14 protein-coding genes are annotated in these 14,985 nt (G+C 62.5%); 11 read left to right on the top strand and 3 right to left on the bottom strand.

Features of this window, described 5'->3' with window-relative positions; genetic code table 11:
• Window positions 1-16 precede the first annotated feature (16 nt).
• The 3 genes from AC1DVW_RS24850 to AC1DVW_RS24840 all read right to left on the bottom strand — a co-directional run bounded on the left by AC1DVW_RS24850 (window position 17) and on the right by AC1DVW_RS24840 (window position 3,575).
• Entirely contained in the window at window positions 17-958 is a 942-nt protein-coding gene (locus tag AC1DVW_RS24850; protein WP_477244062.1) for a substrate-binding domain-containing protein, read from the bottom strand.
• A 330-nt stretch (window positions 959-1,288) separates the two neighbouring features.
• Window positions 1,289-2,116: a phosphogluconate dehydrogenase C-terminal domain-containing protein gene (locus AC1DVW_RS24845; protein WP_477326630.1), complete on the bottom strand. Its 828-nt coding sequence runs from the start codon at window positions 2,114-2,116 to the stop codon at window positions 1,289-1,291.
• A gap of 427 nt (window positions 2,117-2,543) precedes the next feature.
• Window positions 2,544-3,575 carry a LacI family DNA-binding transcriptional regulator gene (locus AC1DVW_RS24840; RefSeq protein ID WP_477244066.1) on the bottom strand — a complete coding sequence of 344 codons (1,032 nt, stop codon included), beginning with the start codon at window positions 3,573-3,575 and terminating at the stop codon, window positions 2,544-2,546.
• 349 nt (window positions 3,576-3,924) lie between these two features.
• Here AC1DVW_RS24840 and AC1DVW_RS24835 point away from each other — a divergent pair, with 349 nt between their 5' ends.
• The 11 genes from AC1DVW_RS24835 to AC1DVW_RS24785 all read left to right on the top strand — a co-directional run.
• Entirely contained in the window at window positions 3,925-5,538 is a 1,614-nt protein-coding gene (locus AC1DVW_RS24835; RefSeq protein WP_477326628.1) for an extracellular solute-binding protein, read from the top strand.
• Window positions 5,539-5,618: 80 nt separating this feature from the next.
• Window positions 5,619-6,479, top strand: a complete 861-nt coding sequence (locus tag AC1DVW_RS24830; protein ID WP_477326626.1) for a carbohydrate ABC transporter permease — start codon at window positions 5,619-5,621, stop codon at window positions 6,477-6,479.
• The gene (locus AC1DVW_RS24825; protein WP_477326624.1) at window positions 6,476-7,435 is read left to right on the top strand and encodes a carbohydrate ABC transporter permease; all 960 of its coding nucleotides are present in this window, start codon (window positions 6,476-6,478) and stop codon (window positions 7,433-7,435) included. The genes AC1DVW_RS24830 and AC1DVW_RS24825 overlap by 4 nt, the downstream gene beginning before the upstream one ends.
• Window positions 7,432-8,523 (top strand): ABC transporter ATP-binding protein, encoded by a 1,092-nt coding sequence (locus tag AC1DVW_RS24820; protein WP_477326622.1) that lies wholly within the window; start codon window positions 7,432-7,434, stop codon window positions 8,521-8,523. Before AC1DVW_RS24825 ends, AC1DVW_RS24820 begins: the two co-directional genes overlap by 4 nt.
• 4 nt (window positions 8,524-8,527) lie before the next feature.
• Window positions 8,528-9,589: an ABC transporter ATP-binding protein gene (locus tag AC1DVW_RS24815; RefSeq protein WP_477244076.1), complete on the top strand. Its 1,062-nt coding sequence runs from the start codon at window positions 8,528-8,530 to the stop codon at window positions 9,587-9,589.
• A gap of 35 nt (window positions 9,590-9,624) precedes the next feature.
• Window positions 9,625-10,713, top strand: a complete 1,089-nt coding sequence (locus AC1DVW_RS24810; protein WP_477326620.1) for a Gfo/Idh/MocA family protein — start codon at window positions 9,625-9,627, stop codon at window positions 10,711-10,713.
• A gap of 35 nt (window positions 10,714-10,748) precedes the next feature.
• Complete coding sequence (locus AC1DVW_RS24805; RefSeq protein WP_477244080.1) at window positions 10,749-11,663, top strand: sugar phosphate isomerase/epimerase family protein; 915 nt, start codon at window positions 10,749-10,751, stop codon at window positions 11,661-11,663.
• A gap of 71 nt (window positions 11,664-11,734) precedes the next feature.
• Window positions 11,735-12,916, top strand: a complete 1,182-nt coding sequence (locus AC1DVW_RS24800; RefSeq protein WP_477326618.1) for an aldose 1-epimerase family protein — start codon at window positions 11,735-11,737, stop codon at window positions 12,914-12,916.
• 46 nt (window positions 12,917-12,962) lie between these two features.
• On the top strand, window positions 12,963-14,048 hold the full coding sequence (locus AC1DVW_RS24795; protein ID WP_477326616.1) for a fatty acid desaturase family protein: 1,086 nt from the start codon (window positions 12,963-12,965) through the stop codon (window positions 14,046-14,048).
• Window positions 14,049-14,092: 44 nt separating this feature from the next.
• On the top strand, window positions 14,093-14,407 hold the full coding sequence (locus tag AC1DVW_RS24790; protein WP_477326614.1) for a MocE family 2Fe-2S type ferredoxin: 315 nt from the start codon (window positions 14,093-14,095) through the stop codon (window positions 14,405-14,407).
• 38 nt (window positions 14,408-14,445) lie between these two features.
• The coding region (locus tag AC1DVW_RS24785) for a 3-methyl-2-oxobutanoate hydroxymethyltransferase (RefSeq protein WP_477326612.1) at window positions 14,446-14,985 on the top strand (540 nt) is incomplete at its 3' end.

Genomic DNA, 14,985 nt, shown 5'->3' with positions numbered 1-14,985 from the left:
GTCATGTCACGCCGGCTCAGTTGGTCAGCGCAAACGTTTCCAGCTTGGCAGCATTGTCGCCATTGACCAGAAGGCAGTCCATCAGCTGCTTCTCCTTCTCGGGCGACTTCTTGTTCTTGATGAAATCGTTGGCCTGCTCGACCGCCATCTGCGCCTGCGCATAAGCCGGCTGCAGGACAGTTGCCTTGATGCCGCCCGCGGTGATCGAGTCACGCACGTCGTTCGATCCGTCGAAGCCGACGACGATGACGTCCTTGCGGTTCGCCGCTACCAGCGCCGCATAGGCGCCCATCGCCATCGTGTCGTTGCCGGAGATGACGCCCTTGATGTCGGGGTTGGCCTGCAGGATCGATTCCATCTTGGCGTAGGCCTCGGTCTGGCTCCAGTTGGCCGACTGCTGGGCGACCATCTTCAGGTCCGGATAGTCGTCGATGACATCGTGATAACCCTTCGAGCGGATGCCGGCATTGGTGTCGGATTCCTTGCCGACCAGCTCGACGAAATTGCCCTTCTCGCCCATCAGCTTGACGAACTCCTGCGCGCCGAGCTGGGCGCCCTGGTAGTTGTTGGAGACGATCTGCGCCACGGCAACGCCGGTGGCATTGATCTCGCGATCGATCAGGAACGACGGCACGCCGGCGTCCTTGGCCTTCTGCACGGCGGCGACGGTGGCGTCGGCGCCGGCATTGTCGAGGATGATCGCCTTGGCGCCGCGACCGATTGCCGTGTCGATCAGCTCGGACTGCTTGTTGGCATCGTCGTCATGCACGAGCACCAGCGCTTCGTAGCCGAGCTCCTTGGCCTTGGCTTCGGCGCCGACGGCTTCCGCCTTGAAGAACGGATTGTCATGCGACGGCGTGATGATGGCGATGAGGTCCGCCGCATAGGCGGGCGCCGCCGTGCCAAGCGCCAGCATACCGGCGAAAGCCGCGAGTGTCATTCTGCGTGTGAGTTTCATGATGTCCTCCCGTTTGAAAAATGCCTTGGTCAACCAAGGCCACTGTCTGCATTCGAATTCGTCACGCAGCGCGGGCCGCCGATCGGTTCAGGCTCAAAAGCCGTTCGCCGGCTTCCCTGACGATCGTTGCTCCCCCGCCATTCCCTCCACTCGTCCAAGCCTCGAACTGCCTGCGAAACCTGATCGATCCGAGCAATGAACAGCTAAGCCAACTGGTATGATGAGTCAATCACAAATTCAGATGATATGTACCTGATGAGGGTTCTAAGCTGAGCGTCGGCGACGGTGCCCCGACGCTTCCACGCGTTCCGGCAAGCGCTTGGATAAACCTCAGGTGATGCGCTGAATGCTCGCGGCGATCTCTTCCGGCTCGAACACCCGCTTCCAGTCGTCGCGCATCAACACCGGCTTGCCGAACTCGATCGCCTTGTTGCAGGCGTCCGAGAACACGCCATTGGTTTCGCCGAAAATGACGGCGCCAAGCACGTTCATATGGCCGAGCAGGAAATCGAGCGCGGCTTGCTTGTCGACGCCGCGCGCCACCACCTCGTCGACGGCTTCCTTCATGACGACGAGCAGCGAGGCGCATACGGTTTCCGAAAGGCCGGGCTCCAGCAACGCCATCTGATCGACAGTGACACGGTGCGAGCGCATCACCGGCGCCCAGATGATCTTGGCGATCGCCTCACCCTTGGCAAAATCCTCTTCCGGTCCTTGCATCAGCGCGCTGACCATATGCTGCTTGGCCTTGACGCCGCCGAAGTAGTCCTTCTTGGCCGCCAGGTCGGTTTCGTCGTTGAAGATCGGCGGATGGCAGGGATGGGTGACGAAATAGGTCAGGTCCGTCCGCTTCGGCAAATGGCCGGCGAACGGTGCGGCTGCGTCGAGCACCACCACCATCGTGCCCGATGCAAGCTTGCTCTCGATGCTGGCCGCCACCTTGCCGATATGCGTATCGGGAACCGCCAGGATCACCACATCGGCCCCGTCGAGCGCTTCATCGGCGCTGACGGCATCGAAGCCCAGCCCCGACTTCAGCCGCTCGCGGCCGGCCTCGCTGACCTCGACATGGCGTATAGTGTAGGGCGATCCGCGAAAATTGGTCGATAGGCGGTAGCCCATTTTCCCGCCGGCACCGAACAGCGCAATCGTTGTCATCTAATCTTGCTCCTGATCTTCCAACGATGGCCGCGCCGATCGTCAAGTTATTAACTGGTATGATCACTCTACCACATTGCGATGGTTTGACCAGAGCCCTTCGCCGCCGTTTCATCCCTTCCGGTCGCCTGATTGCATGGCGGGACTGTTATCGCTGCCTGTCGACTCGACCCGCGCTCGCCGCGTCACCGTCTGTCGCCTGGCAAGCGCCAACACCAATCGGAGGCCGAAAAAATTACCGATGCGGGGATCCCGCATACTGCCAACGCCAGACGTTCAAGGGTCAGATTTCCAACCGAATCTTTGCGGCAACAACAGCACCTATTTTGTAGGATGGGCTGGCCGGACGCTGAAGGAAGCCGTGTTGCGCCGGTCGCCGGAAAGCACGGTGCTGATCGCAGGTGGGATCGGTCGAGTCGCCCAAAACTCAAATCTCCGGGATGTTTTCCCGGAAGATCACCTGCAGCCGGGGCTGGTGCAGTTCGTAGGGCAGGCCTTTCACCGCATGGGTCAGCGTATTGAGCGCCTCGCGCGCTTCGACGCGCGGGTTCTGGTCTATGACCGCGTCGAGCGTGCCGTCGAGCAAAAGGTCCTTGGTGCCGTCCGTCACTTCATGGCCGAGAAAGACGGTCGAATGTTCGCGGCCACGCTCCTTCAGCGCACGAGCAATGCCGGTGTTGCCGGCGCCGACATTGTAGATCGCGGCGAGATCCGGGTGCCGCTCCAAAAGGGCCGACGCCTCCGAATAGGCTTTCTCGCGGTCGTCGAGCATTTCGCGCATTTCGACGATCTGCAGGTTCGGCGATTCTTCCGTCAGTATGTGGCGGAAACCCATCTCGCGTTCCTCATGGCCGCGATAGGACAGCGAGCCGGCGAACAACGCCACCTTGCCCGGACGCCCTGATCCCATGAAGCGGTTGAGCAGATAGCCGGCCAGCCGGCCGGCGGCGCGGTTGTCGATGCCTATATAGGCGACCCTGGGCACATGCTGGATGTCTGAGGCGATGGTGACGACCTTGATGTCGTTGGCCGACAAAGAGCGGATCGCCTCGCGCACCGTCGGATGATCGAGCGCGATGACGCCGACACCTTGCGTCTGGCCGCGCAGGTCCTGCAGCAGGCGGGCGAGCCGGTCCGGATTGAAGCCTTCGATGGTGGAGACATGGACGTCGAGATCGGGCCGCGCCTGCGCCTGCGCCTCGATGTGGCGATGCAGCATCTTGATGAAGGAGTTGGTGCCGGCGGGCAGCGCGAAGTCGAGCCGGATGACGTCGCCGGAAAAGACGCTACGCGGCACCGGGCTGTTCGAATTCTCCGCGATGTAGCCAAGCCGCTGTGCGGTTTCGAGCACGACTTCGCGGGTGCGCGCCCGAACACCGGCACGGTTGTTGAGCACACGGTCGACCGTGGCCGGGGAAACACCGGCTTCCCGGGCTATGTCTGTCAGCGTGGACCGCACTGTCGATCACCTCATCTAGAGCATCAAAATCACGCAACCGGATAGCATTGACGGTTCATCCCCGTCGGCGATTCTGATGGGAAATGATGTAACCGGCCTTGGCCGATGCGCAAGCCATCGCGCTAAACCAAATCAAGCGGCCCCGCCGCAAATTTGGGGCGCACTGCATTTTCCCATCAAATACAGGCATCGGGAGCGGTGGATGGCGGTCGGTGTAAGGCATATTCTCTCCCTTCTGCGATGTTATGATGTTTTTTGATTATTTATGATGTTGACAGCCTTTGCATAGTGCCGTCAATATCAATCATCGAGGCCATGGAGGAACAAGGCCTTGAGGGAGGAGTTTTCAATGTCTGATTTGATCCGCATGTCGCGGCGCCGTTTGCTGGCGTCCGGTGGAAAGGCGGCCGTCTTCGTGGCCGCGGCAGGTATCGCACCGCAGTTCATTCGTCCCGGCCGCGGCTTTGCGGCCGACGCGCTGGCGCCGGGCATGATCGGTGGCCCGACCGGCTTCGATGGCGCCGAGCGCTATCAATATGGCGCCGACACCCCTGAAGGCCGCGCCATCGAGGCGGCCAAGGCGCTCAAGGGCGCCGGCAAGGCGCCGGCCAAGATCGTGCTCGGCCTGTCGGATGGCTCGATCGGCCAGCTGACGCAGCCGTTCCCGGCCGGCGCGCCATCGATCAAGGATCTGTGGGAAAAGGAAACCGGAATTCCGATCGAAATCGTCGGCCTGCCGAACGGCCAGGAATTCACCAAGACGATGCAGGACATCTCCACCAAGGGTGGGGCCTACGACATCTACTCTACGGAATGGAACCGCCTCGGTGATCTCGCCGAGACCGGCGGCATCGCCAAGCTCGACGACTTCGTCGCCCAGTACAAGCCGGAGTGGGACGACCCCAAGACCGGCTATGTCGACGGCGCCAAGGGCGTGTCGCTGCTCAACAAATATCGCGGCTCGACCTATGGCGTGTCGCTGGATGGCGATTTCCAGACCTGGGTCTACCGCACCGATCTGTTCGGCGACGAAGCCGAGAAGAAGGCGTTCAAGGACAAATACGGCTACGACCTGGCGCCGCCGAAGACCTGGAAACAGCACGGCGACATCGCGGCGTTCTTCCAGCGTCCGGACAAGGGCCTGTTCGGCTCGACAGACCTGCGCAACCAGGGCTGGGGCTATACCAACTGGTACCAGCGCTATGTCTCTATGGCATCGCCCAACCAGTTCCTGTTCGGCGAAGACGGCAAGCCCTTGATCAATTCCGAGCAGGGCATCGCCGCCACCAACGAATACATCGCCTCGCTGGCGCATCATTCGCCCGATGCGATCTCGTGGGGCTGGCCGGAGCAGTACGGCAATTTCGCCAAGGGCGGGGCGGCCATGACCTGCGCCTTCTCCAACCTGCCGAAATTCCTCGACAATGCCGGCAACAAGGATTCCAAGGTTACCGGCAAGATCGGCTCCATGCTGCCGCCCGGTCGCGAGATCGGCGGCAAGCTGATCAGCCGTTCCGTGCTCTGGTTCTCGCTGACCGGCATGGTCTCATCGCAGTCGAAGAACCAGGAGGTGGCGTATCTCCTGCTGCAATGGCTGGGCTCCGCGCGCATCTACGCCTGGATGACGGCCAATCCGGGCGGCTACTTCGATCCGTTCCGGCTGTCGGACTTCTCCGATCCGCTGGTTCGCCAGACCTATCACGCCTACCACATGGATGTGGTGCGCGAGACGGTCGCCCGCACCGTGCCGACCATCAACTATCCCGGCGCCACCGCCTTCCACAATGCGCTGGACGAAAACCTGATGGCATCGCTGACCAAGGCCAAGACAGCAGAGCAGGCAATGGCCGACACCGAGAGCGAGTGGAAGAAGATCGCCCGCCGCATCGGCGAGGACAAGCTACTTGAAGCCATCAAGACCAACAAGGAGGCCTGGCCGACGGTTCTCGATCCGATCAGCTGATCCTCCTCCTGGGATCACGATGGAGGGGAGGGGCTAGTCGCTCCTCCCTCCGCAAACGACGCCACCAGCAAAGCAGCCAGATGAAGCGTTCCGTTCCCTTCGAGATATTCCGCTATGCCGCGATTGCCGCGGCGATGGCGGTGACGTTGATCCCGATCCTGTGGATGGTGTCGATGGCGTTCAAGCCGATCGCCGAATGGTCGGCGACCGGCGCCGAGCTGACATGGTGGCCAAAAAACCCGACGCTGAGCAATTTCCGCTTCGTCTTCGGCGAGTCCACCAACAATCTGATCGTGGCGCTCGATCGCAACGCGCTGAAACCGATCCTGTCGTCGCTGCTGTCGGCCACGTTTGGAACGGCCATCGCCATGTCGGCCGGCACTGCCGCGGCCTACGGGCTGTCGCGCTTCGGCTCGGGCCAGAACCTGCCGCTGGCGCTGATCCAGCTCAGGCTGTTTCCGCCGATGGCGGTGATGACGCCTGTCATGATCATGTGGGCCTTTCTCAACTTCACCGACAGCTGGTGGGGCCTGTCGCTGATCTACGGCATCGTCACGCTGCCTTTCGCCTTCTGGCTGATGAAGACCTTCTTTGACGACATGCCGCGCGAAATCGAGGAAGCCGCACTGGTCGAGGGTTGTTCGCGGTGGCGCGTCTTCACCCGCATCACGCTGCCGATGATGCGCGCGCCGCTGGCCAGCGCCGCGCTCTTCGTCTTCATCCTCAACTGGTCGGACTATCTGATCGCGCTGCTGTTGACGACGCGCGAATGGGTGACGATCCCCGTCTACATGGCCTCGCTGTCGTCCTCGATGACCGGGCAGCTCTACGGCGCCAAGGCAGCGCTTGGCCTGATCGCCGCCGTGCCGCCGGTGATCATGGGCATCGCCATCCAGCGCCATCTGGTGCGCGGCCTGACCTTCGGGGCGCTCAAGCAATGAGCGCGGTAACTGCAACGATTTCGGAGGACGACATGGACGCCGTCCTGATAAAGCCGGCCCAGCGGGACGATGGCGCAAAGCTCGGCTTTCGGCTGACTCTGCCGGCGCAGATCCTTGTGCTGTTCATCGCCGTCTTTCCGCTCCTGATGCAGCTCTACATCAGCCTGACCGACTGGTCGCCATTGTCCGGCCTCGGCTGGTGGAGCGCCTGGTCGATGTGGAACAGTTTTGCCAACTACACCGACCTTGCCGCCGATGCGCGCTTCTGGAGCGCGCTGAAGCGCACGGCCATCGTCATGATCGTCTGCGTGCCGGTCGAATTCCTGCTCGGCTTGGCACTGGCGACGCTGTTCGCCGACGAGTTTCCGGGCAAGCGCATCTTCTATTCGATCCTGCTGATGCCGATGATGGTGGTGCCGGCGGTGGCCGGCTACATGTTCTTCATGCTGTTCCAGTCGGGCGGCCCGGTGAACGACATCCTGTCGTCACTCACCGGTTCGCCCGTCACCATTGCCTGGCTGTCGGATCCGACGCTGGCGCTGTTTGCCGTCATGGTCGCCGACATCTGGCAGTGGACGCCGCTGATGTTCCTCATCCTGCTGGCCGGCCTGGTCGGCGTGCCCGAGGACCAGATCAAGGCTGCGACGCTGCTTGGCGCCAATCCGTGGCAGCGCTTCGTCACCATCGTGCTGCCTAAGATGAAGACGATCATCATCATCGCGATGGCGATCCGGGTGATCGAGAACTTCAAGATATTCGACACGCTCTACATCATGACCGGCGGCGGTCCCGGCGTCGCCACCGAAACCATCTCCGTCTACATCTACAAGCTCACCACGCAGGACCTGATCTGGGGCTATGTCGCGGCGATCGCACTGGCCATATTGATCGTGCTGTCGATCGCCGCGGTGTTTGCCATGAAGCGCATGGCGCGCACATCGGAGATACCGGCATGAGCACCATCCATCTGCAGAACCTGGTCAAGAAATTCGGCGACTTCACCGCGCTGAAGACGATGGACCTCGCCATCACCGACGGCGAGTTCATGGCGCTACTCGGCCCCTCAGGCTGCGGCAAGTCGACGACGATGAACATGATCGCCGGCATGGAAGAACCGACCGGGGGCAAGATCCTGTTTGGTGAGCGCGACATGGCCGGCGTGCCGATGGGGCGGCGCGGCGTCGGCTTCGTGTTCCAGAATTATGCCATCTTCACCCATATGACGGTTCGCCAGAACCTTGGCTATGGACCGAAGATGCGCGGCGCGGCGCGTGCGGAAATCGACCGCCGCGTCGGCGCCATTGCCGAGATGCTGCAGCTGACGCCGCTGCTCGACCGCAAGGCCGACCGGCTGTCGGTCAACATCTTGCAGCGCGTGGCGATCGGCCGCTCGGCGATCATGGAGCCGGCGATCTTCCTGCTCGACGAGCCGCTGTCCAATGTCGACGCCGCCTTCCGGGCTGTCATGCGCACCGAGCTGAAGCAGCTGCAGCGGCAGTTCAAGCAGACCATGGTTTATGTCACCCACGACCAGCTCGAAGCCATGACCATGGCCGACCGCATCGCCGTCATGGACCATGGCGTGCTGCAGCAGGTCGGCACGCCGCTCGAAGTCTACAACAATCCGGCCAATCTGTTCGTCGCACGCTTCATCGGCGCGCCCGGCATGAACCTGCTCAAGGGCTGGCTGGCGGAAAGCGATCGCGGCCTGGTCGTCGACCTCGGCCCGCTTGGCGCGACGCCACCGCTGCCCGACGATATCGCCGCTTCCGTGCGCCGTGCGCGCGGCGAAGTGTTTTACGGCTTTCGCCCGGAGCAGGTGACACTGGTGCAGCACGGCCCGGGCCTGTCGATGCCGGTGACGTTCGTCGAGCGGATCGGCGCGCGCACCATCGTTCATCTCGGCGAGGGTGAGAGCGCGGTGAAGGCGGTGTTCGACAATGATGTCGGCCTGGCGATCGGGCAGACCGCCACCCTCGCGCCGGCCGCTCATTCGGTGCGCATCTTCGACGCTGCCACTGGCGTCGCCATGAAAGCGGACTGAAACCATGGCCGACATCGTCTTCCGCAATGTGACCAAGCGCTACGGCAAAACGCTGGCCGTCGACGACGCCTCGTTCACGGTCAACGACAACGAGTTTTTTTGTTTTTTTGGTCCGCCGCTATCCGGCAAGTCGACGATCCTGCGGCTGGTGCTCGGCCTCGAAACGCCGGATGTGGGCGAGATCCTGATCGGCGGCAAGCCGGTCAATGCGGTGTCGCCGGCTGAGCGCAACGTCGCCATGGTGTTCCAGAACCTGGCGCTGTTTCCGCATATGAGCGCGCTCGACAATGTGCGCTTCCCGCTGGTGGAACGCGGGGTCGCCGAGCTGCAGATCAAAAAGCGCGTCGCCGACGTCGCGGCGAAACTGCATATCGGCCATATCCTGCACAAGCCGCCGGCGCAGCTTTCGGGCGGCGAGCGGCAGCGTGTGGCGATCGCACGTGCGCTCGTGCGCGACCCAAATGCCTATCTGATGGATGATCCGATCTCGGCGCTCGACGCCCGGCTGCGCGAGGAGACGCGCGTCGAGTTGAAGCGCATCCAGCGCGAACTCGGCAAGACGCTGATCTATGTCACGCACGACCAGGAAGAGGCGATGTCGGTCGCCGACCGCATCGCCATCCTGGAGAATGGAAAGATCCGGCAGATCGGCGCGCCGTCCGAGATCTACGACCGGCCGGCCAGCACCTATGTGGCGCGGCTGCTCGGTTCGCCGATGATGAATATCCTGAAATCGGTGCGCGGCGCCGGCGGCGTCGAGGCGGCGGAAGGCACGATCCGCGTTGCGGATGCAAAGGCTCCCAGCGATGCCGTCGAGATCGGGCTCAGGCCGGAAGACATCAAGGTCGGGCCATGGGTGGATGGGACGTCAAGCCGTCCGGCGCGGGTGTTCGAGGTCGAGCCGCTCGGCGGCTATACGGTGGTGACGCTGGCCGCCGGGCAGGCGCGGCTGCGGGCATTGCTGCGCGGCCAGCCCGACATCAGGCCGGACGCGATGGTGGCGATATCCTGCGAGCCGGCCCGCGTGCATTATTTCGGACAGAGCGGGGGAGCGCTGGCACGATGACGGCGACGCTCAGAGAAGGATTTCGGGAGGACCAGATGGCAAACAAGGGCTTTGAGCCGGACGTGAAGGTCCGCACGAAGGAATACAGGATCGGCTGCGTCGGCGCCGGCATGATCATGGCCGAATGCCATCTGGCTGCCTATCACGAAGCGGGTTTTCCCGTGGTGGCGATTGCCTCGCGCACCAAAGCCAGCGCCGAAAAGGTCGCAAAACGATGGAGCATCCCGACCGTCCACGACACGCCTGAACAGCTGATCGAGGATCAAAACGTCGAGATCATCGACCTTGCCTTTCCGCCGGACCAGCAGCCGGCGCTGATCCGCCATGCGCTGAAGCAGAAGCACATCAAGGCGATCCTGGCGCAGAAGCCGCTGGCGCTTTCGCTCGAGGATGCGATCGAGTTGCGCGATGCGGCGGCCAAGGCCGGCAAGATCCTCTCGGTCAACCAGAACATGCGCTACGACCAGTCGATGCGCGTCCTGAAGCAGATCATGAACAGCGGCGCGCTGGGCGACATCGTCTTCGCGCAGATCGACATGCACGCCATCCCGCACTGGCAGACTTTTCTCGAGGACTATGACCGGCTGACGCTCGCCAATATGAGCGTGCACCATCTCGACGTTTTGCGTTTTCTGTTCGGCGATCCCGACGAGATCACGACGCTGACCCGCAAGGACCCGCGCACAAAATTCGACCATTCCGACGGCATCACGGTATCGACGCTGCGCTTTCCCTCCGGCGTGCTCGCCGTGTCGCTCGAGGATGTCTGGTCCGGTCCGCGCCAGGACGGCTACAAGGACGACCAGCACATCAACTGGCGCGTCGACGGCATCAAGGGCGTCGCCAAGGGCACGATCGGCTGGCCCACAGGCTCCGCCTCGACGCTGACCTACGCCTCGACCGAGACCACAAACGGCAAATGGGTGACGCCCAACTGGGACACGATGTGGTTCCCGCACGCCTTTATCGGCGTGATGGAACAGCTGCAGCACGCGGTGAAGACCGGCACGCCGCCGGCGCTGTCGGTCGCCGACAACGTCAAGACCATGGCGCTGGTCGAAGCCGGCTACCGCTCGATCGACAAGGGTCGCACGGTCAAGCTTTCCGAAATCTCGACAAACTGAATCAACCGAATCGCTTACAGGGAGGACTTCACACCATGATGCAATCCGGGATTTTTACGGGGTACTTCCCCTACGGACTCGAAGAGACGGCGAAGAAGATTCGCGGCCACGGCTTCAACACCGTGCAGCTCGACCTTCACTTCAAGGATATCGACCTGTCGGCCGGCCAGATCACCAAGGACAAGGCCAAGAAGGTGCGCGATACGTTTCGTGGCTACGACCTGCCGATCTGCTGCATCTCGGGCTACACCAATGTCATTCATCCCGACCTCGCGCACCGCAAGGCGAATGTGGATCGGCTGAAGGAAATCATCCGCAACGCCCGCCAGCTCGGCAGTGCTTACGTGATCTCGGAGACCGGCACCTACAACACCGAGAGCGAGTGGATGAGCGATCCCAAGAACAAGTCCGAAGAGGGCTTCGAGATGTGCCGCAAGGTGATCGCCGAGCTGGCGCAGGAGGCCTACGATCACGGCTCGATGTTCCTGCTCGAAACCTACGTCAACAATGTAGTCGGCTCGGTCGAGGAAACGGTGCGCATGTTCGCGCAGGTCGACCATCCCGGTCTCGGCCTGCTGATGGACCCGACCAACTATTTCGAAAGCCACAACATCGACCAGATGGACAAGGTGCTGAACCAGGTGTTCGACACGCTGGCCGACAAGGTCAAGATTGCGCACGCCAAGGATGTCGCGCGCGCCGGCGACGACAAAAGCGAGAAGCACGCCGATATCGGCGATGATGACGCGCTCGCCTCGCATACGTTCCGCGGCGTCGGCGAGATGGTGCTGAACGCACCGGGCACCGGTTCGCTCAACTACGATCTCTATCTGCAGCGCCTGGCGCAGAAGAACCCGAACATTCCTGTCATCATCGAGCATCTGTCGGAAGACGATGTGCCGAGGGCGAAGAAATTCCTCGACGACAAGTTCCGCGCCAACGGCCTTTGACACCAACACACCTTGCGTCGCCGCTTTGCGGCGGCGCATCGCTACAGGGAAGTGAGAGAAGCGGCCGGCAGATGGTAGAGCTTTACGGCAAGACACTTTCGCGCCGACAGGTCAGCGAACGTTCGGGCATGCTTTCGCAATTTGCCGGCGTGCGGCTGATGACGCTCGGCGACGGCGTCGAGCGCGGCATCCGCATGCTCGAATTCCGCACCGGCTCCGGCCTGCGCTTCACCGCGCTGGTCGACCGGGCGCTCGATATCGCCGACTGCGACTTCAGGGGCCAGGCGGTCGGCTGGCATTCGCCGAGCGGCTTCCGCCATCCCGGCCTGCACGACTATGAAGGCGAGCAAGGCCTTGCCTGGGCGCGTTCGTTTTCCGGTCTGCTTTTGACCTGCGGTCTCGACCATATTCTCGGCCGCGATGAAGTGCCGGCCGACACCTACAACTACCCCGGCAAGAAGAGCGTGGTCCATTCGCTGCATGGCCGCATCGGCACCATCCCGGCGCGGCTGACCGGCTATGGCGAGGCCTGGGACGGCGACCGTTGCGTGCTGTGGGCCGAGGCGATCGTCCAGCAGTCGACGGTGTTCGGCGAGGATCTCCACCTGTTGCGCCGCATCGAGGCCGATGTCGGCGGCAACGAGATCCGGCTTTCAGACCGCGTCGTCAATCACGGCTTCAACCGCACGCCGCATATGTATTTCTATCACATCAATGTCAGCCATCCCTTGCTCGACGAGGGGTCGCGCTATCTGGCGCCGATCAAGGATGTCGTCTGGGCCGGACATGCCGGCGAGCGCTACGAGGCGCAGAAAGTCGGCTACCGCACGATGCCGGCGCCGCAGCTGGGGTTCAGCGAGCAGGTCTGGCAGCATGAAATGGCGGCCAATGCCGCCGGCGAGGTGCCGGTGGCGGTGGTCAACGACCGGCTCGGCCTCGGCTTCGAAGTGGTGACGCGCAAGGACCAGTTGCCGTGCGTCTATCAATGGCAGAATTTCCAGGCCGGCCAGTATGCACTGGGCATCGAACCCTCGACGCATCATGTGCTCGGCAATCTGGCGGCGCGCGAACGCGGCGAGATGATCTGGCTGGAGCATGGCGAAAGCCGCTCCTACGATGCGGTGTTTCGCGTGCTCGACGGCACTGATGAGATCATCGCTGCCGAGCGCCGGATCGCTGGCATCGCGCAGCAGCCGCGCGAGGAATACCCGAGGCCGTCGGGCAATTTCCCAAAATTGGCGGGCCGGGCATGACCGGGTTGCAAAACGTCGGCTGGCGGGCCGGAAATCGGAGGTCGATGTGACGGAGAACAAGCGCGATTATAGCCTGGTCGGCGAAAGCACACGGCGGGCGATCGAGACCGGTCTGGCCTCGGCCGAATGGTATCACACCGATGTCTCGCGCAAGGCGATGAAGGAGCTGATGCAGCGCTCGGACGGCCCGGCGATCCGCGACACCATCATCTGGATATCAGCCATACTAGGGTCCGCCGCCGGCGGAATCTGGTTCTGGGGCACATGGTGGTGCGTGCCGTTCTTCTTCGTCTATGGCTTGCTCTACGGCTCTTCCAGCGACTCGCGCTGGCACGAATGCGGCCATGGCACCGCGTTCAGGACGCGCTGGATGAACGATGTGATCTATCAGATCGCCAGCTTCATGGTGGTGCGCAATCCGGTGACCTGGCGCTGGAGTCATGCCCGCCACCACACCGACACGATCATCGTCGGCCGCGACGCCGAGATCGCGGTGATGCGCCCGCCGGACCTGCTGCGCGCCGCACTTGCCTTCACCGGCATTCTCGATTTCCGCTATTCGCTGCCGACCCTGGTGCGCAACGCCTTCGGCAACATCTCGCCCGACGAGAAGAGCTACATCCCCGAGATGGAGCAGCCGAAGGTCATCACGGCCGCACGCTGGCACGTCGCCATCTACGTCGCGACCATCGCGCTGGCGCTCTATATGTGGTCGTTCCTGCCGTTGATGATCATCGGCCTGCCGCGCCTCTACGGCAGCTGGCACATGGTGCTGACCGGCCTGCTGCAGCATATCGGTCTCGCCGACAATGTCGTCGACCACCGGCTCAACACCCGCACCGTCTACATGAACCCGATCAGCCGGTTCATCTACTGGAACATGAACTACCATGTGGAGCATCACATGTTCCCGATGGTGCCCTATCATGCGCTGCCAAAGCTGCATGAGCTGATCAAGCATGATCTGCCGGAGCCCAACCCGTCGATGTGGCATGCCTATCGCGAGGTCTGGCCGGTGATGCTCAAGCAGCTCAAATACGAGGACTATTTCCTCAGACGCGAACTGCCGGCGACGGCGCGACCCTATCGTGGGGAGTTCCACGACTTGAACATGTCGGCGGCGGCGGAATAGGTTTTCGCCGGGCGACTGCGGCGCCAAATGCAGGGAGGAAAAAGATGGCCGTGTGGGTTGAAGCGTGCAGCGTCGACGCTGTCGACGAAGAGGATGTCATCCGCTTCGACCATGGCGGCCGCAGCTTTGCGATCTATCGCTCGCCCGATGATGAATTCTTTGCCACCGACGGATTTTGCACGCATGAGAACACGCATCTTGCCGACGGGCTGGTCATGGACGACATCATCGAATGCCCCAAGCACAACGGCCGCTTCAACTACAAGACAGGCGCCGCCAAGGGCGCGCCTGTCTGCGTCAATCTCAGGACCTATGCAGTCAAGGTCGAGGCTGGCAAAGTGATGATCGACATCAGCTGACCGGCCTGCCGTAGCCGCAACACGAGGAAGCAAAATCGATGAGCCGGAAAAGACCGACTGTGGCGGATTTGCGCGCCATGAAGGGCAAGCGCCAGCTAACCATGCTGCGCGTGATGACGATGGACGAGGCCGAGGCGGCCGAGCGGGCAGGTGTCGACATCGTCTCGGTGCCGCCGGAGCTGGTGCTCAATCCTGAGTACCGCGATGCGGCGCCAAGCCTGTTCACCATGCCGGGCGAAAATTTCTATGAGATCGGCACCGCTGACGATTTCATCCGCTGGGCGTTCCGGGTCTACAAGGCGAGTGCCGACGCGGTCTATTGCAGCGCCGGCTTTGCCACCGTCAAGCGGCTGACCGATGACGCCATACCGGTAATCGGCCATGTCGGCCTCATTCCTTCCCGTGCGACCTGGACGGGCGGCTTCAAGGCGGTCGGCAAGACCGCCGATACCGCTATGCAGATCTTCGAGGCGGTGAAGCAGTATGAGGCCGCCGGCGCCATCGGCGCCGAGATCGAGGTGGTTCCGGTCGAGGTGGCGAAAGCGATCTCGGAGCGGACGTCGCTGATCTCGCTGATC

This window comes from Mesorhizobium sp. P3_B5 (genome assembly GCF_056402815.1).
This window is presented reverse-complemented; position numbering and strand designations above follow the sequence as displayed.

Coding starts and splice junctions, on each gene's coding strand:
- AC1DVW_RS24850 (WP_477244062.1), bottom strand. CDS start 958: ATGAAACTCACACGCAGAATGACACTCGCGGCTTTCGCCGGTATGCTG.
- AC1DVW_RS24845 (WP_477326630.1), bottom strand. CDS start 2,116: ATGACAACGATTGCGCTGTTCGGTGCCGGCGGGAAAATGGGCTACCGC.
- AC1DVW_RS24835 (WP_477326628.1), top strand. CDS start 3,925: ATGTCTGATTTGATCCGCATGTCGCGGCGCCGTTTGCTGGCGTCCGGT.
- AC1DVW_RS24830 (WP_477326626.1), top strand. CDS start 5,619: ATGAAGCGTTCCGTTCCCTTCGAGATATTCCGCTATGCCGCGATTGCC.
- AC1DVW_RS24825 (WP_477326624.1), top strand. CDS start 6,476: ATGAGCGCGGTAACTGCAACGATTTCGGAGGACGACATGGACGCCGTC.
- AC1DVW_RS24820 (WP_477326622.1), top strand. CDS start 7,432: ATGAGCACCATCCATCTGCAGAACCTGGTCAAGAAATTCGGCGACTTC.
- AC1DVW_RS24815 (WP_477244076.1), top strand. CDS start 8,528: ATGGCCGACATCGTCTTCCGCAATGTGACCAAGCGCTACGGCAAAACG.
- AC1DVW_RS24810 (WP_477326620.1), top strand. CDS start 9,625: ATGGCAAACAAGGGCTTTGAGCCGGACGTGAAGGTCCGCACGAAGGAA.
- AC1DVW_RS24805 (WP_477244080.1), top strand. CDS start 10,749: ATGATGCAATCCGGGATTTTTACGGGGTACTTCCCCTACGGACTCGAA.
- AC1DVW_RS24800 (WP_477326618.1), top strand. CDS start 11,735: ATGGTAGAGCTTTACGGCAAGACACTTTCGCGCCGACAGGTCAGCGAA.
- AC1DVW_RS24790 (WP_477326614.1), top strand. CDS start 14,093: ATGGCCGTGTGGGTTGAAGCGTGCAGCGTCGACGCTGTCGACGAAGAG.